The organism is Streptomyces sp. NPDC048370, from assembly GCF_043200825.1.
Taxonomy (GTDB): domain Bacteria; phylum Actinomycetota; class Actinomycetes; order Streptomycetales; family Streptomycetaceae; genus Streptomyces.
Genome location: NZ_JBICYI010000005.1, coordinates 298,975 through 316,759, shown reverse-complemented (window position 1 = coordinate 316,759; position 17,785 = coordinate 298,975). Strand labels below are relative to the sequence as shown.

Below are 17,785 nucleotides of genomic sequence, written 5' to 3'. Positions count from 1 at the left end.
CACGGAAACTAGCCGATCAGGTGGCGAGCAACCGCTTCCGGCACTCCGCGACGTCGAAGTCGCCCGGCGGGTACTGCGGGTCCAGGGCGGAGAGATGTTCCAGGAGCAGCTTGCTGATCGCCCAGTTGCGGTACCACTTGCGGTCGGCAGGGACCAGGTACCAGGGGGACTCCTCCGTCGAGCAGCGTTCGAGGGCGAGTCCGTACGCCTCCTGGTACGCGGGCCACAGCGCCCGCTCCTCGATGTCGCCGGCGTTGAACTTCCAGTGCTTGTCCGGGTTGTCCAGGCGCTCCAGGAGGCGGGCGCGCTGCTCCTCGTACGAGACGTGGAGGAAGACCTTGACGACCGTCACGCCGTCGTCGACCAGCGACTCCTCCCAGCGGTTGATCTGGCCGTAGCGGCGTCCGAGGTCGCGGCGCGGGACCAGTTCACGGACGCGGGCGATGAGGACGTCCTCGTAGTGCGAGCGGTCGAAGATGCCGATCTCGCCGGGCACCGGCAGCGCCCGCGAGATCCGCCAGAGGAAGGGGTGGCCGCGCTCCTCCACCGTCGGGGCCTTGAAGGCGCGGATCCGGCAGCCGGAGGGGTTGAACTGGCCGATGACGTGCTTGACCGTGCCGCCCTTGCCACTGGTGTCCATGCCCTGGAGGACGAGCAGCAGCCGGCGGCGGTCGCCGGCCGTGCTCGCCGCGTACAGGCGCTCCTGGAGGTCGGCGAGGGCAGGACCCAGCAGGGCGGTCGCCGCGATCCCGGCCGTCTTGTCCGGGGGCCCGGCCGGGATGTCCGATGCGGAGTAGGTGGAGAGGTCGACCGGCTTGCCGACGGGCAGGCGCAGTACGTCCCGGACGGCCGGCTCGACGGCCATCGGCTTCCGGAGCCCACGCTTCTGCTTGCCGTCCTGCCGCTGGTCCCTCTCCTGCTCCTGCCCCTTCGGCTGATTCTTCTGCGGCTTGTTCTTCTTCTGCTTGTTCTTCTCCTGCTTGTCCTGCTTCCGCCTGTCCTTCTCAGCCACCTCGCGACCCTTCCCGTCCGCCCCGCGCCTTCCCCCGATCCTGCGACGGAAAGCGCGGCGGCGCGACCGGGCGTCGGGCGGCTACGTCAGCACCAAGGGCCCCGCACGGCGAACGTCGTGCCGGGTGTATAGCAGTTGACGTACATGGTCGTGCCGTCGGGGGAGAACGTCACGCCCGCGAACTCGCCCCACTCCGGGGCCTGCGGCGTGCCGATGTTCTGGGCCCCGCGGGCCATCGCGTAGACCTCGCCCTTCCGGGTCAGGCCGTACACGTGCTGCGCGCCGTCGCCGTCCTCGCAGACCATCAGGCCGCCGCTCGGGGCGAGGCAGATGTTGTCCGGCGACTCGCCCGGCAGCTGGATGTCCGTGCTCGGGCCGAAGACGACGACGAGGGTCAGTCGGCGCCGGTCCGGCTCGTATCTCCACACCTGGCCGAAGTGCGTGGCGCCCGAACCGTCGGCGGTCCGGGCGAAGGACGAGACGAAGTAGACGGACCGGCCGCCCCAGTAGCAGCCCTCCAGCTTCTGCGCGTGCGTGATGCCGCGCGGCCCGAAGTCCTGGAGCCTGATGGGCGTCTCGGCCGCCTGCGGGTCCGGTACGGGAACCCACTCGACGCCGTCGAAACTCGCCCCGGTCTCCTGGATCACCGAGAGGTCGGGCAGGCCCGGCACCCGCATCGCCTCCAGGGCTCCGCCCGCGCGCAGCGAACCGTGGCCGCCCAGAGGCTTCTCGGGCAGGAAGCGGTAGAAGAGGCCGAACGGCTTCTCGAACGCGTCCTCCGTCTCGTACACGATCCCGCTGCGCGGGTCGACGGCGATCGCCTCGTGCTGGAAGCGGCCCATGGCCGTGAGGGGTACGGCTCCGGTGCGGCACGGGTCGGCGCCGTCGACCTCGAAGATGAAGCCGTGGTCCTTCGTGTAGCCGTTGGTCCCGGCCCGGTCCTCGGTCTCCTCGCAGGTGAGCCAGGTGCCCCAAGGGGTCGGCCCGCCCGCGCAGTTGACGGCGGTGCCGGCGATCGCGACCCGCTCGTCGAGGACCTCGCCCCGGCCGTCCAGCGTGAGCGCCGTACAGCCGCCCTTGGCGGCCGGGTCGTAGGTCAGCCCCTCGACCGTCGGGACGCCGATCCTGCCGGTGGCTCGGTTCTCGTGGTTGCGCACCAGGTGGACGCGGCCCCGGCGGCCGGCGAAGGCGCCCATGCCGTCGAAGTTGCTGGGGACGCGGCCCTCGCCGGAGCGGAGGGGGTCGCCCTCGCGGGAGAGGACCGTGTAGCGGAAGCCCTTGGGGAGGTCGAGGAGACCGGCGGGGTCGGGGACGAGGGGGCCGTGGCCGGCGTGACCCCGGGCGGCGGCCGTACCGGCGAAGAGCTCGCCGAGGGCGCCGGAGAAGGCGATGCCGGCGACGGAGGCGCCGGTGCGGGAGAGGATCTGACGTCGTGTTGCGGACATGCCGAGGCAACCCACTTCTGTTGGCGGACAGAGAGGTGTGACGTGTGACCCGCATGTGTGTATCACGCACTCTGGTGACACGTGAACCCATGCGGGCCGACACGGTCCCTCTCGGCCTCACTCGGCGTCGCTCGGCCCCACTCGGGCCTGACTCGGCCTGACTCGGCGTCAGGAGTCGTACGGATCAGACCAGTTCGGCGGTCAGGGTGATGGTGGTACCCGTGAGCGCCTGGCTGACCGGGCAGTTCTTCTTGGCGTCCTCGGCGAGCTCGAGGAACGTGTCCTTGTCGAGGCCGGGCACCTCGCCGCGCACGGTGATGTGGCTGCCCGTGATGCCCTTGCCGGGCACGAACGTGACGTCGGCCTTGGTCTCCAGGCGAGTCGGCGGGGTGTCGTTCTTGGCCAGGATGTTGGAGAACGCCATCGAGTAGCAGGAGGAGTGCGCGGCGGCGATCAGCTCCTCGGGGCTGGTCTTGCCGTTCGGCTCCTCGGTGCGGGCCGGCCAGGAGACGTCGTACGAGCCGAGACCGGAGGAGTCGAGGGTGACGACGCCGTTGCCCTTGAGGAGGTCACCCTGCCAGACGGTGTGGGCGGTACGGGTTGCGGCCATGATGAATCCCTTTCGATCGGGTATGGCCCCCAACCTACTGCTCGACCAAGCCCTTCGCGTCCCGTGCCAGGGCCGTGAGCCGGGAGATCGCCCGGAAGTACTTCTTGCGGTACCCGCCCTTCAGCATCTCCTCGCTGAAGAGCCTGTCGAAGGGGAGTCCGGAGGCGAGCACCGGGACCTCCCGGTCGTACAGCCGGTCCGCGAGGACGACGAGCCGCAGCGCCGTCGACTGGTCCGGGATCGCCTGCACGTCCGTGAGGCAGACCGCCGACAGGTCGTCGGTGAGCGCGCCGTACCGGCTGGGGTGGACCTTGGCCAGGTGGTCGAGCAGGTGCGGGAAGTCGTCGAGCGAGGCGCCGGGGGTCGCGTACGCCGCCTTCGTCACCTGTTCGTCGGAGTACGGGGCGGGCGCCTCGGGCAGCCCGCGGTGGCGGTAGTCCTCGCCGTCTATCCGCAGCGGACGGAAGTGCGCGGAGAGGCCCTGGATCTCGCGGAGGAAGTCGGCGGCGGCGAACCGGCCCTCGCCCAGCTTCCCCGGCAGCGTGTTGGAGGTGGCGGCGAGCGCCACGCCCGACTCGACCAGCCTGCTGAGGAGGGAGGAGACGAGGACGGTGTCGCCCGGGTCGTCCAGTTCGAATTCGTCGATGCAGAGCAGCCGGTGTCCGCTCAGGGTCCGCACGGTCTGCTGGAAGCCGAGCGCGCCGACCAGGTTCGTCAGCTCCACGAAGGTGCCGAAGGCCTTGAGTCCCGGCTCGGCGGGCGTCGCGTGCCAGAGGGAGGCGAGCAGATGGGTCTTGCCGACGCCGTAACCGCCGTCGAGGTAGACCCCGCGCGGCCCACTGGGGGCGGCAGGCTTCTTCGCGAACCAGCGGCGCTTGCCGGAGCCGGAGGCGTGGGCGCCGCCGAGCCCCTCGGCGAAGGAGCTCAGGACCTTGACCGCGTCGGTCTGGCTGGGCTGGTTCGGGTCCGGGATGTAGGTGTCGAAGCGCACCGAGTCGAAGCGCGGCGGCGGGACCATCTCCGCGACGAGGCGGTCGGCGGGGACATGGGGTTCCCGGGCGCAGAGGGAGACCGGGGCCGCTTCGGTGGAAGCCGCTTCGGTCATGACGCGGGGGGCATGGGAGGCACGGGTCGACACAGTTCCCCACTCTATGCGCCGTGTCAGACTGCGAGGATGCGACGCCTGTTCCCTGTGACGGACATGACAGCCATCGACGCCCGGGGCGGTGAGGAGACCGGGCGCGACGCCACCGGCGGTGCCCCCTCCACCGGTGTCGTCACCGGTAGTGACGGCACCGGCCGTGACACCACAGCGCGCGACGCCAACGGTCGTGACGGCACCGGTCGGGACGCCACCGACCGTGACGCGCTCCGTGACAGGGAGTGGTCCCTCGACGAGCTCGCCGATGCCTACGCGTACCCGGACCTCGCCCCCGGCGAGAGCTGGCTGCGCGCCAACATGGTCTCCTCGCTCGACGGCGCCGGGCAGCACGACGGCCGCTCGCAGCCGCTCTCCTCCGACAGCGACATGCGGATCTTCGGCACCCTGCGCGGCCTCGCCGACGTGATCGTCGTCGGCGCGCAGACCGTACGCCAGGAGGGGTACCGCCCGGCACGCGCGCGTGAGGCCTTCGCGGCCCGCCGGGCGGCGGCCGGGCAGGGGCCCGCGCCGGTGATCGCCGTGGTCAGTGCCTCCCTCGACCTCGACTTCACGCTGCCCCTCTACACCGATCCCCTGGTCCCGACCCTGGTCCTGACCGGCGCCGCGGCGCCCGCCGGCCGGGTGGCCGAGGCCCGGGCGGCCGGGGCGGAGGTGGTGATCGCGGGCGACGGGCCCGGCGTCGAGCCGGCCCGCGCGACAGCGGCGCTCGCCGAGCGGGGCCTCCGGCGGCAGCTGACCGAGGGCGGCCCCCGGCTGCTGGGTCAGTTCGTGGCCGCCGGGGTGCTCGACGAGATGTGTCTGACGGTCTCGCCGACGATGACGGCGGGCAGCGCGCAGCGCATCGCCGGAGGGCCGTCCGTGGCCGTCCCGCAGCGGTTCGCCGTGGCATCGGTGCTGGAAGAGGCCGGGTTCCTTTTCACCCGCTACCGTCGGATCTGACAAGAGGCGGAATTTCTCGTTCCGGTTAGCTTCCGCTGGGCACACTTACCCCCGTAGACCCCGTGCGGGCACGGGGAAGGATGGTTTCCGCAGAAGGGCTCCTGAGGTGTTCACAAGCGTTCTGATGATCGAGAAGCCCCTCACGTCCGTCGACGTGGAATTCGTCACCACCCTGCACGGAGACGAGGACGTCTCCTTCATCGTGCTGATGCAACCCCGTGGTGACCAGGCCGATGTACTGCTGCGTGCCATCGACGACGTCGCCATGGGCGACCTGAAGGAAGCGGCCCGCGAGGGCGAGGAACCGGAGGGCAAGGCGGCCCGCGTCCCCGCCGAGCAGGCCTTGGAGTACTCCCTCCAAGGGCTGCGGAACGCGGGCTGCGAGGCGGTCGGACAGGTGGTCGAGGACCATCCCCTGGACAAGATGAAGGCCGTGGTCGACGAGTCCGAGGCCGACGAGGTCATCGTCCTGACGGCCCCGCACTACGTGGAGGAGTTCTTCCACCGGGACTGGGCGTCACGGGCCCGTCACAAGGTCGGCGTACCGGTCCTGAAGCTGTTCGCGCACAGTGCCCAGGCGGAGGGCGCCTAGGGCCTGTCCGGCGGATCATGGCCGGGGCCGCGGCGTCTGGCACGGCCCCTCGCCGCGTTGCCGAAACGCCCCGATAGCTCCGCTATCGAGACGCTCCGGCGCCTTGCGACGGACCGCACCAGACGCCGCGCCCTATCCGACCCTGATCCGCCGGACAGGCCCTAGGCGTAGCGGCGACCGCCGTGTCCCGCGCCGCCCGCCCCGTCCCGGGCGGCGCGGCGCGGCGCGGCGGCGGACCGCGCGGGCACGGGAAGCGGGCACGGGAAGCGGAACCCGGCCGAGAGGGAAGCCCAGGTCCCCGGGGCCCCGTCAGCCAGGGGCTGTCACAGGGAGCCACTAGGCTGGGGACCTCCTGTACGTCGTCCCCCGGGGAGAACACTCATGGCACCCGCCATCCCTGCCGCCATGGATCGGCCGCACTTCATCGGCATCGGCGGTGCCGGAATGTCGGGCATCGCGAAGATCCTCGCCCAGCGGGGAGCGAAGGTCGCCGGCAGCGACGCGAAGGAGTCCGCGACCGCCGAGGCGCTGCGCGCGCTCGGGGTCACGGTGCACATCGGCCACGCCGCCGCGCACCTCGCCGACGACGCCACGGCCGTCGTCGTCTCCAGCGCCATCCGCTCCGACAACCCCGAGCTGGCCCGCGCCGCCGAGCTGGGCATCCCGGTCGTCCACCGCTCCGACGCGCTCGCCTCCCTCATGGACGGCCTGCGCGCGATCGCCGTCGCCGGTACGCACGGCAAGACCACGACCACGTCCATGCTGGCCGTCGCGCTCACCGAGCTCGGTCTCGACCCCTCGTACGCCATCGGCGGCGACCTCGCGGGACCGGGCACGAACGCCCTCCACGGCGACGGCGAAGTCTTCGTCGCCGAGGCCGACGAGAGCGACCGCAGCTTCCAGAAGTACGACCCCGAGGTCGCGATCGTCCTCAACGTCGAGCTGGACCACCACGCGAACTACGCCTCCATGGACGAGATCTACGAGTCCTTCGAGGCCTTCACCGCCAAGATCCGCCCCGGCGGCACCCTCGTCGTCGGCGAGCACTCCGGCGCCCGCGAACTGGCCGGGCGGGTCTCCGGCAACCGCGACCTGCACGTGGTCACCGTCGGCGAGTCCGAGACCTCCGACGTGTGGATCCGCTCGATCGTCCCGAACGGCATGACCAGCGAGGTCGTCGTCGTCCTCGACGGCGTCGAGCACACCTTCACCGTCTCCGTCCCCGGCCGGCACTACGCCCACAACGCCGCCGCGGCCCTCGCCGCCGGTTCCCGCGTGGGCATCGACCCGGCGGAGCTCGCCCAGGCCCTCACGGCGTACACCGGGGTCGGGCGTCGCCTCCAGCTCAAGGGCGAGGCGGCCGGCGTGCAGGTCATCGACTCGTACGCCCACCATCCCACCGAGATGACCGCCGACCTGGAGGCCATGCGCGGCGCGGCGGGGGACGCCCGGCTCCTGGTCGTCTTCCAGCCCCACCTCTTCTCCCGCACCCAGGAGCTCGGCAAGGAGATGGGCGACGCCCTGGCCCTCGCCGACGCCTCCGTGGTCCTGGACATCTACCCGGCACGCGAGGACCCGATCCCCGGCATCACCAGCGAGCTGATCATCACGGCGGCGCGCGCGGCGGGCGCGGACGTGACGGCCGTGCACGACAAGAGCACGGTCCCGGACGTCGTGGCGGGAATGGCCAAGCCCGGTGATCTCGTTCTGACGATGGGCGCGGGCGACGTCACGGACCTCGGTCCTGAGATCCTCGCCCGCCTGTCGAGCTGAGGAGCATGTGATGGCGTCGTACGAGGTCGAGAAGCCGGACGAGCAGTGGCGCGCGGAGCTGACCCCGCAGGAGTACCAGGTCCTGCGCCAGGCGGGCACCGAGCCCGCGTTCCGGGGTGAGTACACGGACACGAAGACGAAGGGCGTGTACTCCTGCCGGGCGTGCGGCTCCGAGCTCTTCACGTCGACGGAGAAGTTCGAGTCGCACTGCGGCTGGCCGTCCTTCTACGACCCGAAGGAGAGCGAGGCGGTCGAGCTGATCGAGGACCGCTCGCACGGGATGGTGCGCACCGAGGTCCGGTGCGCGCGTTGCGGCTCCCACCTGGGCCATGTCTTCGAGGGCGAGGGGTACCCGACCCCGACGGACCAGCGGTACTGCATCAACAGCATCTCGCTGCGGCTCACGCCCGAGTCGGAGTAGGGCGTGGGGCGCGTGGGGAGTAGGGCGTAGGCCGTGGGGCGCCGGTCGCGTCGGGTCCGCCGGAAATCGGTTGACCCGCGCGAGACGGGCCGATGAGATGGGGCGGTGGCGAGGAAGCTCCGTACGGGAGCCCTTGCCGCCGCCCCGACTCTCCTTTCACCCCGAGGTGGACGCGTGACCACCCCCGTACACGTCGTCTACGCGCACCCCAGTGAGCGGAGCTTCACGCGCGAGGTGCTCGACGCGTTCCTCGGCGGCCTGACCGAGGCCGGTCGTCCGTACACGGTCTCGGACCTCTACGCGATGGACTTCCGCTCGGAACTCACGCGCGCCGAGTACGAACGCGAGTCCGGGTACGACGCCGACGCGCCCGTCCCCGACGACGTCGCCGCCGAGCACGCCAGGCTCGCCGCCGCCGGCACGTGGGTCTTCGTCTACCCGGTGTGGTGGGCGGACTGCCCCGCCCGGCTCAAGGGCTGGTTCGACCGCGTCTGGACCGTGGGGTTCGCCCGGGGGACCACCGGCCGCCCCACGCCGGCCGAGAAGGCCCTGGTGCTGTGCACGGCCGGGTACGACATCGCCGAGCTCGAAGCCTCCGGCTGCTACCGCGCCATGAGGACCGTCATGCTCACCGACCGGATCGGCGAGCGGGCGAGGACGAGCGAGTTCGTCGTCCTCGGCGGCTCCGCGGGCGCGACTGCGGGCGGCTGGCCGGTCCTCAAGGCCGAGCACCTGGCCCGCACGGCGGCCCTTGCGCGTTCGATCTGATGCTCACCGGTCAGCGGCTCTTCGCCGCCTCGGCCTCGGGGGCGGCGCTCTGAGGCTGCTCGTCGGAGCGGCTCCTGCGCCGGGCGAAGTCGCCCACGGCGAGGGTCAGGACGCCCGCGAGGAGGCCCCAGAAGGTCGAGCCGATGCCGAAGAGCGTGAAGCCGGACGCGGTCGCGAGCAGGGTGACCACGGCCGGTTCGCGCAGGCGGTCGTCGCGGAGGGCCGAGGTGAGGGAGCCGCCGATCGTGCCGAGCAGCCCGATGCCCGCGATGCCGAGGACGAGAGCCGGTGGCATCGCGGTCAGCAGCCAGCCGACCGTTCCGCCGAAGAGGCCGACCAGCAGGTAGAAGACGCCCGTCCAGACGCCGGCCACGTACCGCTTCCCGGGATCGGGGTGAGCGGCCTCGCCGCTGCAGATCGCCGCCGTGATGGCGGCCAGGTTCAGGCCGAAGCAACCGAAGGGCGCGAGGACGGTGTTGACCGTCCCGGTCCAGGTCAGCAGGGGTGAGATCGGCGTGGAGTAACCGGCGTTGCGGAGCACGGCCACCCCGGGAAGGTTCTGCGAGGCCATGGTCACCGCGAAGAGCGGCAGGCCGACGCCGATCAGGACCTGCCAGTCGAACTCGGGGCGTACGAAGGACGGTTCGGCGAGCGTGAGCTCGAAGCCGTCCAGCTTCCAGGAGCCCTGCCACGCCGTCGCCGCGACCCCGACGGCGAGCGCCGCGACGACCGCGTACCGGGGGAACCAGCGGCGGCCGACGAGATACGCCAGGAACATGGGGACGGCGATGACGCCGTTCCGTTCCATCTGGGTGAAGAGTTCCGTGCCGAACTGGAGCAGGACACCGGCGAGCAGCGCCGAGGCGAGCGGGACCGGGATCCGGTTCATGATCCGTTCGAACCAGCCGGTGACCCCGCTGATCACGATGAGTACGGCCGACAGCAGGAACGCCCCGACCGCCTGAGCCATCGTCACGCCCTGCAGACCGGTGGCGAGCAGCGCGGCGCCCGGCGTCGACCAGGCCGTGACGATCGGGGCGCGGTAGCGCAACGACAGTCCGATGCAGGTGACCCCCATCCCGATGCCGAGCGCGAAGACCCACGAGGTGAGTTCGGCGGAGGTCGCCCCCGCTGCTTTGGCCGCCGTGAAGACGACGGCCACGGAGCTGGTGACGCCGATGAGGACGGCGAGGAATCCGGCGGAGACGGCGGTGGTCGGCGCTGCGGATCGGAGGTGTCGTATGAGTGCCATGGCCTGGGCATCCTGGCACACCGCGTCGCCGGCGCCCGAGGGGTTTTCCACAGGCCTTGTCGCGGGGGCCCGGACGGCCGCAAGATCCAGGAGTGATCCATTTCGGGGAGGGGAAATGATCAAGGGGGACAACGCCTTCGTACCGACGGTGCCGCTGCGGATCGCGGTGCGGGGCGGGGTTGATGTCGCGGCTCTGCCGCTGACGGAGACGGGTCGGGTCCGGGGGGACGCCGACATCGTGTTCCACGGCGCGCCGGTCCATCCCTCGGGCGGGGTGCGCCTGTTGGGGGAGGAGCACGGCACGGTGTGGCTCGAGGCCGGACTCACGGCGATCGAGGCGGACATCGCCCGGGTGCTCGTCGTCGGGTCGACGGAGAGCGGCGCGATGCGGGACGTACGGGGGCTGTCCGCGCAGGCGTTCGCGCTGGACGGCACGTCGGTCGCGCGGTACGACGCGATGGCCGGCCCCGAGAGCGAGGACCACGCTCCAACCACGGTTGAGGTGTCGCAATGGTCCGACTGGCTGCAACGCCGTGTTTCGGAAGTGTCGACATCGTCGGGGGTCCTGGATCAGCTGAGCCGATCCGGGAGGACCAAGCGGGTCAGAAACCTCTCCGCGGAGCGGCTGCGCGCGCTGCGCCGGGGCGGTCCGCCGAGATGATCGGGAGCGCGCCGACGGGGCCTGTGCGGCGGACAATCCGACCCTCCATTTTCTGACCTCCGCCGAGGGTCCGCCACCGGAAGCCTGGGCGTCCCAAGGGGCCGTTGCGGACCGCCGTCCGGTCAGCTCGTCGGTTGCAGGAGGTCCCAGCGGTTGCCGTAGAGGTCTTCGAAGACCGCCACCGTGCCGTACGGCTCGTGGCGTGGCTCCTCGAGGAAGCGGACGCCCGCCGTGGTCATGCGGGTGTGGTCGCGGGTGAAGTCGTCCGTGTGGAGGAAGAAGCCGACCCGGCCGCCCGTCTGGGCGCCGACGGCGGACTCCTCCGCCGGGTTCTTCGCACGGGCCAGGAGCAGGGCCGTGCCGGAGGGGCCGCCCGGCGGGCGGACGACGACCCAGCGGGAGCCGTCGCCCCGGTCGGTGTCCTCGACGAGGTCGAAGCCGAGGGCGTCGGTGTAGAAGGCGACGGCCTCGTCGTAGTCACGGACGACGAGGGTGACGAGAGCGATGAAGGACATACCACGAGGTTATACGTATGACCGGCGGGCGCCACGCGGTGCGACAATGCACCGCATGGACGCCCCGTCGCTCGCCGAGCTCACCGACCGCGCCCGGCTCCTCGCCGTCCCCGGCCGGCGGCGGATCCTGGGGCTCGCCGGGGCGCCCGGGGCCGGGAAGTCCACCCTCGCGGCCCGCCTCGTCGCCCGGCTCGACGGCCTCGCGGTCCTCGTGCCGATGGACGGCTTCCACCTGGCGCAAGGCGAGCTGGAGCGGCTCGGCCGTGCGGGGCGCAAGGGGGCGCCCGACACCTTCGACGCCGCCGGGTACACCGCCCTGCTCGCCCGCCTCCGCGCCCCTGAGCCGGGGATCACGGTCTACGCCCCCGCCTTCGACCGCACCCTGGAGGAGCCCGTCGCCGGGGCGGTACCCATTCCGCCCGAGGTCCCGCTCGTCGTCACCGAGGGCAACTACCTGCTCCACGACGAGGGGTCGTGGGCCGGCGTCCTGCCGCTCCTCGACGAGGCGTGGTTCCTGGAGCTCGACGACCGCCGCCGGGTGCCCCGGCTCGTCGAACGCCACGTCCGCTTCGGCAAGGACCGCGCCCACGCCGAGCGCTGGGTGCGCGACTCCGACGAGTCCAACGCCCGCCTCGTCGCCCGTGGCCGTGACCGCGCCCGCCTCGTCGTTCGGATGGCATAGCGGGCCGACGCGGCCCGGGGGTCAGCGCGCGTGCTCCGTCGCCGCCCTTGCAAGCGCCCGGATGATCGGGTGCGGGCGCGAGCCGTCGCCCGCGAGCTCCGGCTGGAAGAGCGTGGCCAGGAAGAAGGGGTGGCCCGGCAGTTCCGCGATCCGGACCTGGCCGTCCTCGTCCTCGCCCGTGAACCGCAGCCCGTGCGCCCGCAGCGTGTCCAGGTGGCGGCTGTCCGGGCCGTAGTTGCAGTGGTACCGCTCCGTCGTCCGCTCGGCGCCGAGCACCGACTCCGCGAGCGAGCCCGACGCCACCCGCACCGCACCCTCGTGGCCGACCAGGGAGCAGGCCAGCGGAGCGATCAGCAGGTCGTCACCGGCCGCCGACGGGTCGTTCTCGGCGTGCGCGGCGGCGGTCAGGCCGCAGACGTCACGGGCGAACTCGAGCAGCGCGTGCTGGAAGCCGCCGCAGGTGCCGAGGAACGGGATGCCGTCCTCGCGGGCCGTGCGGATCGCCGCGAGCGCGCCCTCCTCACTCTCGTACGGGCTCCCCGGCAGCACCCACACGGCGTCGAAGCCCTTCACCGCGCCCGGCGCCTCCGCGTCGCCGGTGGGGATCCAGTACGCGTCGAGGACGAGGCCGTCCCGCTCGGCCAGCGCGTCGAACAGGGTGGGGATGCGGACATGGGACTTCACGTGCGGGGAACGGTCGCCGACCAGGGCGATACGGGGGGTGTGCGTCGATGTCTGGGTCATGACGACCATGCTGAACGGACGGCCGTGTTCACGTCCAACGATGATTCCTGCACTCCCGATCGCGAATGCTGATGCCGGGGCCGTGGTCCGAGCAGGGGCGGGAGCGAGGTAGCCTCGCCACCGCACATGTGTCGTGGGGGAGCCGCCGTCGTGAATCCGATCCAGTTCGAACTCGCCCACCAGGGCGACCGTCACGGGGGTCCCAGGGCGATCGTCGGGCAGGGGATTCCGCCCATGTCGGACCTCGCGGACTTCTGACCCCATGGACCCGCACCACCTCCGTACGTTCGTCACCGTCGCCCGGCTCGCCTCCTTCTCCGAGGCCGCCCGCGCACTCGGCTACACCCAGTCCGCCGTCTCCCAGCACATCGCCGCCCTGGAGAACGACCTCGGACTGCCGCTCCTCGGCCGCCGGCCCGTCGTCCCCACACCGGCGGGTGAACGCCTCCTCGAACACGCCGGTTCGCTGCTCCTCAGGCTCGACGCCGCCCGCGCCGACCTCGCCCGGTTCGCCGCCGCGCCGCCCGAGACGCTGACCCTCGCCGCCTCCCCGCTCGCCCCGCATCCCCGTACCCTCGCGGCCCTGCCCGCCGTCGGCGTCACCCTGCGGACCCTGCCCCGCGACGAGGTGCCCGCGGCCGTCGCGACCGGAGCGGCCGACCTCGGTCTGGTCGACGGAGTGGCCGCCCCCAGCGACCCGTTGCGGCTCCCCGACGTCGCCCCGCTCACCGCCACCCGCGTCACCGAGGAGCCGCTCGCCGTCGTCCTGCCCGCCGGCCATCCGCTCGCCGGCCGCCCCGGCCTGCGCCTCGCCGACCTCGTCGACGCCCGCTGGCTGGACGCCCCCGACGCCGGCCTCCCGCTCGACCGGCTGCGCTCCGCGCACGGCGGCCCGGCCGGCCAGGGCTTCCGTACCGCCCTGCGCCACGAGGGCACCGACAGCCGCGTCCTCGGCGCCCTGGCCGCCGCGGGGCACGGCCTGACGCTGCTGCCCGTCTCCCTCGCCGCCGCGATCGTGGGAGCCGTCGCCGTACCGCTGCTCTCCCCGCGTCTCGTCCACCGCGTCGAACTCCTCCACACCGGCACCGAACCCGGCGGCCCGGCCGCGGAGTTGGTCCGACGCCTCACCACGTGAGCGGGGGCAGGGCCTAGGCTGGTGCCACGGCGAGAGGAAAGGTGGGCGGACGTGGGGTTGTTCAGGCGAGGGCCGCGGCGTGACGGCGAGGACGTGCCCAGGGACCCCGAGTTCTCGTACTTCTCGGTCCGCGAGGCCGCCCTCTTCCGCAGCCGCGTCCGCGAGGCGTTCGCCGAACTCGGCCTCGAAGTCACCGTCTACGCCGACCTGGTGCGGGATGCCGACGGCCGCGCGTTCGGCCTCGGCAACCTCGCCGCCGTCTGCCACAACGACCGGCGCGGACCGCGCGTCTGGCCCGCGCTGATCCGCCGCCATGTCGGCCTGGTGCTGCGGACCATGGACGGCCCCTCGGCGCTCGACACCCTCCGGCCCGAGCAGATCCGCGCCCAGCTCTACCCGCGCGTCGTCAGCGGCGAGGGCATCGACCCCGGCACCTTCGGCTACGCCCGGAGCGTCGCGCCCGGACTGTACGAGATCCTCGCCCTCGACCTCCCCGAGAGCGTCATGATGCTCACCGACGAGGCGCTCGAACCCCTCGGCGACTTCGACGACCTGCGCGACCGGGCGCTCGCCAACCTGCGCGGGTTGCCCGTCGAAGGGCACGAGACGGTACGGGACGCCGACGGCATGAGCTTCGAGGTGATCCTCGGCGACTCCTTCTACACCGCGAGCCGCGTCCTCGACCTGGACGCCGTCGCCCGGCGCGTCACCGGTCAGGCACTCGGCGAGCACGGCGCCCTCGTCGCCATGCCGTTCCGGCACCAGTTGGCGTTCCACCCGATCCGCGACACGACGATCGTCCCCGCGCTCGGCGCGATGGCCTCGTTCGCGGCCTCCGGCTACGAGGACGCCCCCGGCGCCATCAGCCCGTACGTCTTCTGGTGGCGCGGCGGCACGCTCACCCAGCTCAGCGACCGCGACGAGGACGGCGGGGAGCTGCGGATCGTCGTCGGCGAGGACTTCCACGAGCTGCTCGAACGCCTCATCTCCCAGGGGCCGGGGCACGGCCAGGACCTGCGCTGAGCGGTCGCGTCCCCCGCGCACGACGGGCAGGATGACCCCATGTCGAGTACGCCCGAGTCCCGTACATCCCAGTCCCGTACGCCCGAGTCCGGTACGCCCCGGTCCTCCGCGCCCGCGCCCTTCACCGCTGACGACTACCGCGCCCGGATGACCCGTGCCGCCGAGTCCGCGGCCGACGCCGGACTCGCCGGCGTCCTCGTCGCGCCCGGCCCCGACCTGGTCCATCTGACCGGCTACCAGCCGACCGCGATCACCGAACGGCTCACCGTCCTCGTCCTCGCCGCCGGCCAGGACCCCGTCCTCGTCGTGCCGACGCTGGAGGCCCCGGACGCCCAGAAGGCCCCGGGCGCCGCCGCGCTGACGCTGCGCGACTGGACCGACGGCAAGGACCCGTACGCCGTCACCGCCCCGCTCCTCGACGTCGCCGGCAGGTTCGGCGTCAGCGACAACGCCTGGGCCATGCACCTGCTCGGCCTCCAGAAGGCGCTGCCCGCCACCTCGTACGTCTCGCTGACCGAGGCGCTGCCGATGCTGAGGGCCGTCAAGGACGCCCACGAGCTGGAGCGGATCGCGGCGGCCGGCGCCGCCGCCGACCAGGCGTACGGCGAGATCCTCAAGGTCGCCTTCGCCGGCCGCAGGGAGACCGAGGTGGCCGCCGACCTCGCCGCGCTGCTCATGCGGTTCGGCCACTCCCAGGTCGACTTCACGGTCGTCGGCTCGGGCCCCAACGGTGCCAACCCGCACCACGAGGCGGGCGAGCGGGTCATCGAGCGCGGGGACATGGTCGTCCTCGACTTCGGCGGCCTCAAGCACGGCTACGGCTCCGACACCACCCGTACCGTCCACGTCGGCGAACCGACCGACGAGGAGCGGCGCGTCCACGACCTGGTGCGCGAGGCGCAGCAGGCGGGCTTCGAGGCCGTACGGCCCGGCGCGGCCTGCCAGGACGTCGACCGGGCGGCCCGCAAGGTGATCACGGACGCCGGGTACGGCGAGTACTTCATCCACCGCACCGGCCACGGCATCGGCGTCACGACCCACGAACCGCCGTACATGGTCGAGGGCGAGGAGCGCCCGATCGTGCCGGGGATGTGTTTCTCCATCGAGCCGGGCGTCTATCTGCCGGGCCGCTTCGGGGTCCGGATCGAGGACATCGTGACGGCGACGGAGGACGGCGGCCCGGACGGCAACGGCGGCGGCCACCGGTTCAACAACACGCCGCACGAGATGGCGATCGTCGAGTAGCGGTCGCGGTAAAGGCAGCCCGGCCCCCTCACCCGTCGGTCAGGACCACCGCGCACTCCGCCGGCAGCCGCAGCAGTCCGTCGGCGCCCGGGGCCTCGACCGGTTCCCAGGCCGCGAGGACCCGGTCGCGGCCGTTCGTGCCCAGCGGGATCTCCGCCGGCTCCTTGCCCAGGTTGACCGCGATCCGCAGCACCCCGCGCCGGAACGCCAGCCAGCGGGCCCCTTCGTCGAAGGCGACCCGGACCGCAGCCAGGTCCGGGTCGGTGAGGTCCGGCAGGGTGCGGCGCAGCGCGATCAGCTCCCGGTGCCAGGCCGCGAGCCGGTTGTGCGGGACGCGCTCGCGTTCCGTACGGTCAAGGACGGAACGGTCCCGGGTCGTCGGGTCCTGCGGGTCGGGGATGTCCTCCTCCGCCCAGCCGTGCTCCGCGAACTCCCGCCGCCTGCCCCGTCGTACCGCCTCGGCGAGCTCCTCGTCGGTGTGGTCGGTGAAGTACATCCAGGGGGTGGTCGCCCCCCACTCCTCGCCCATGAAGAGCATCGGCACCGAGGGCCCCGTGAGCACCACCGTCGCAGCGCACGCCAGCAGCCCGGGGGAGAGGGTCGCCGAGAGCCGGTCGCCCAGGGCCCGGTTGCCGATCTGGTCGTGCGTCTGGGCGTAGGCGAGGAAGCGGTGCGCGGGCGTACGGACCCGGTCCACCGGACGCCCGTGGTGGCGGTTCCTGAAGCTCGAGTACGTACCGTCGTGGAAGAAGACGTGGGTCAGCGTCTTGGCGAGCGCGGCCAGCGGGGCGCGCGCGAAGTCGGCGTAGTAGCCCTGGGACTCCCCGGTCAGCGCCGTGTGCAAGGCGTGGTGGAAGTCGTCGTTCCACTGGGCGTGGAGGCCCAGGCCGCCCGAGACGCGCGGGGTGGTCGTGCGCGGGTCGGCGAGGTCCGACTCGGCGATCAGGAAGTGCTGGCGGCCCTGCTCCCGCGCCAGCTCGTCCACCGCCTCGCTCAGCTCCTCCAGGAACGTCAGCGCCCGGCCGTCCACCAGGGCGTGCACGGCGTCGAGCCGGAGCCCGTCGATCCGGTAGTCCTGGAGCCAGGCGAGCGCGCTGTCGCGCAGATAGCGGCGGACCTCGTCCGAGCCCGGCGCGTCCAGGTTCACGGCCGCGCCCCACGGCGTGTGGTGGGTGTCGGTGAAGTACGGGCCGAAGGACGGCAGATGGTTCCCCGACGGGCCGAGGTGGTTGTGGACGACGTCCAGGACGACGCCCATCCCGAGCCCGTGCGCCGTGTCGACGAACCGCTTGAGCGCCGTCGGGCCGCCGTACGGCTCGTGGACCGCCCAGGGCGCCACGCCGTCGTACCCCCAGCCGTGCGTACCCGGGAAGGGACAGAGCGGCATCAGCTCCACATGGGTGATGCCGAGCCCCGCCAGCTCCCCGAGCCGCTCCGCCGCCGCGTCCAGCGTCCCGTCCGGGGTGAAGGTCCCGACGTGCAGCTCGTACAGGACGGCGGCGCGCAGCCGCAGCCTCGGTGCCTCGTTGAACCAGACGTACGCGGACTGGTCGACGACCGCGCTCAGGCCGTCCGGGCCGTCCGGCTGGCGGCGGGAGCGGGGGTCGGGCAGGACAGGGCCGCCGTCCAGGGAGTAGCCGTACCGGTCGCCGTCCTCCGCCGGCACGACGCCGGTCCACCAGCCGACCCGCTCGGGGTCCCGCTCCAACGGGTGTCCGGTGCCTTCGAGCTCCAGCGTCACCCGGTCACGGGCCTGCGGGGCCCACACCTCGAACAGCACCGGCCGATCCCCTCGTCGATGGTCCT

18 protein-coding genes are annotated in these 17,785 nt (G+C 72.5%); 10 read left to right on the top strand and 8 right to left on the bottom strand.

The annotated features are described in order from the left end of the window. Nucleotides 1-16 precede the first annotated feature (16 nt). The 4 genes from ACGFYP_RS14490 to zapE form a co-directional block, all read right to left on the bottom strand. The gene (locus ACGFYP_RS14490) at nucleotides 17-865 is read right to left on the bottom strand and encodes a PPK2 family polyphosphate kinase (RefSeq protein WP_393492331.1); all 849 of its coding nucleotides are present in this window, start codon (nucleotides 863-865) and stop codon (nucleotides 17-19) included. Between the two features lie 233 nt (nucleotides 866-1,098). After that, nucleotides 1,099-2,457 carry an alkaline phosphatase PhoX gene (locus ACGFYP_RS14485; RefSeq protein WP_393491967.1) on the bottom strand — a complete coding sequence of 453 codons (1,359 nt, stop codon included), beginning with the start codon at nucleotides 2,455-2,457 and terminating at the stop codon, nucleotides 1,099-1,101. 184 nt (nucleotides 2,458-2,641) lie between these two features. Then, nucleotides 2,642-3,067: an OsmC family protein gene (locus tag ACGFYP_RS14480; protein WP_361964282.1), complete on the bottom strand. Its 426-nt coding sequence runs from the start codon at nucleotides 3,065-3,067 to the stop codon at nucleotides 2,642-2,644. A gap of 34 nt (nucleotides 3,068-3,101) precedes the next feature. Continuing rightward, nucleotides 3,102-4,172 carry a cell division protein ZapE gene (gene zapE / locus ACGFYP_RS14475; protein ID WP_393491961.1) on the bottom strand — a complete coding sequence of 357 codons (1,071 nt, stop codon included), beginning with the start codon at nucleotides 4,170-4,172 and terminating at the stop codon, nucleotides 3,102-3,104. A 69-nt stretch (nucleotides 4,173-4,241) separates the two neighbouring features. Here zapE and ACGFYP_RS14470 point away from each other — a divergent pair, with 69 nt between their 5' ends. The 5 genes from ACGFYP_RS14470 to ACGFYP_RS14450 all read left to right on the top strand — a co-directional run bounded on the left by ACGFYP_RS14470 (nucleotide 4,242) and on the right by ACGFYP_RS14450 (nucleotide 8,722). Continuing rightward, nucleotides 4,242-5,168 (top strand): pyrimidine reductase family protein, encoded by a 927-nt coding sequence (locus ACGFYP_RS14470; RefSeq protein ID WP_393491956.1) that lies wholly within the window; start codon nucleotides 4,242-4,244, stop codon nucleotides 5,166-5,168. A gap of 106 nt (nucleotides 5,169-5,274) precedes the next feature. Beyond that, nucleotides 5,275-5,760, top strand: a complete 486-nt coding sequence (locus ACGFYP_RS14465; protein WP_393491952.1) for an indole-3-glycerol phosphate synthase — start codon at nucleotides 5,275-5,277, stop codon at nucleotides 5,758-5,760. A 381-nt stretch (nucleotides 5,761-6,141) separates the two neighbouring features. Further along, nucleotides 6,142-7,533, top strand: coding sequence for a UDP-N-acetylmuramate--L-alanine ligase (gene murC / locus ACGFYP_RS14460; RefSeq protein ID WP_361966878.1), 1,392 nt, complete (start codon nucleotides 6,142-6,144; stop codon nucleotides 7,531-7,533). A 10-nt stretch (nucleotides 7,534-7,543) separates the two neighbouring features. Beyond that, nucleotides 7,544-7,954, top strand: a complete 411-nt coding sequence (msrB, locus tag ACGFYP_RS14455; protein ID WP_361966880.1) for a peptide-methionine (R)-S-oxide reductase MsrB — start codon at nucleotides 7,544-7,546, stop codon at nucleotides 7,952-7,954. Between the two features lie 174 nt (nucleotides 7,955-8,128). Then, nucleotides 8,129-8,722, top strand: a complete 594-nt coding sequence (locus tag ACGFYP_RS14450) for an NAD(P)H-dependent oxidoreductase (protein WP_393491944.1) — start codon at nucleotides 8,129-8,131, stop codon at nucleotides 8,720-8,722. 10 nt (nucleotides 8,723-8,732) lie between these two features. Here the strand turns inward: ACGFYP_RS14450 and ACGFYP_RS14445 are convergent, their stop codons facing one another. Beyond that, nucleotides 8,733-9,974, bottom strand: coding sequence for a benzoate/H(+) symporter BenE family transporter (locus tag ACGFYP_RS14445; RefSeq protein WP_393491940.1), 1,242 nt, complete (start codon nucleotides 9,972-9,974; stop codon nucleotides 8,733-8,735). A gap of 115 nt (nucleotides 9,975-10,089) precedes the next feature. Between ACGFYP_RS14445 and ACGFYP_RS14440 the strand changes: the two genes are divergently transcribed. After that, entirely contained in the window at nucleotides 10,090-10,635 is a 546-nt protein-coding gene (locus ACGFYP_RS14440) for a TerD family protein (protein WP_393491936.1), read from the top strand. Nucleotides 10,636-10,757: 122 nt separating this feature from the next. On the opposite strand, the gene ACGFYP_RS14435 is transcribed toward ACGFYP_RS14440, so the two are convergent. Next, entirely contained in the window at nucleotides 10,758-11,150 is a 393-nt protein-coding gene (locus ACGFYP_RS14435; RefSeq protein ID WP_393491933.1) for a VOC family protein, read from the bottom strand. A 46-nt stretch (nucleotides 11,151-11,196) separates the two neighbouring features. Between ACGFYP_RS14435 and ACGFYP_RS14430 the strand changes: the two genes are divergently transcribed. Continuing rightward, a complete protein-coding gene (locus ACGFYP_RS14430; protein ID WP_393491930.1) occupies nucleotides 11,197-11,832 on the top strand; it encodes a nucleoside/nucleotide kinase family protein in 636 nt (211 codons plus the stop codon). A gap of 21 nt (nucleotides 11,833-11,853) precedes the next feature. Here the strand turns inward: ACGFYP_RS14430 and ACGFYP_RS14425 are convergent, their stop codons facing one another. Then, a complete protein-coding gene (locus ACGFYP_RS14425) occupies nucleotides 11,854-12,576 on the bottom strand; it encodes a hypothetical protein (protein ID WP_393491927.1) in 723 nt (240 codons plus the stop codon). A gap of 262 nt (nucleotides 12,577-12,838) precedes the next feature. Between ACGFYP_RS14425 and ACGFYP_RS14420 the strand changes: the two genes are divergently transcribed. From ACGFYP_RS14420 to ACGFYP_RS14410, 3 genes are all read left to right on the top strand, one after another. Continuing rightward, a complete protein-coding gene (locus tag ACGFYP_RS14420; RefSeq protein WP_393491924.1) occupies nucleotides 12,839-13,711 on the top strand; it encodes a LysR family transcriptional regulator in 873 nt (290 codons plus the stop codon). Between the two features lie 51 nt (nucleotides 13,712-13,762). Beyond that, complete coding sequence (locus ACGFYP_RS14415; RefSeq protein ID WP_393491921.1) at nucleotides 13,763-14,734, top strand: hypothetical protein; 972 nt, start codon at nucleotides 13,763-13,765, stop codon at nucleotides 14,732-14,734. A 147-nt stretch (nucleotides 14,735-14,881) separates the two neighbouring features. Continuing rightward, entirely contained in the window at nucleotides 14,882-15,979 is a 1,098-nt protein-coding gene (locus ACGFYP_RS14410; protein ID WP_393492326.1) for an aminopeptidase P family protein, read from the top strand. Nucleotides 15,980-16,007: 28 nt separating this feature from the next. Here the strand turns inward: ACGFYP_RS14410 and treZ are convergent, their stop codons facing one another. Next, nucleotides 16,008-17,759 carry a malto-oligosyltrehalose trehalohydrolase gene (gene treZ / locus ACGFYP_RS14405; RefSeq protein WP_393491917.1) on the bottom strand — a complete coding sequence of 584 codons (1,752 nt, stop codon included), beginning with the start codon at nucleotides 17,757-17,759 and terminating at the stop codon, nucleotides 16,008-16,010. Nucleotides 17,760-17,785: the final 26 nt, after the last annotated feature.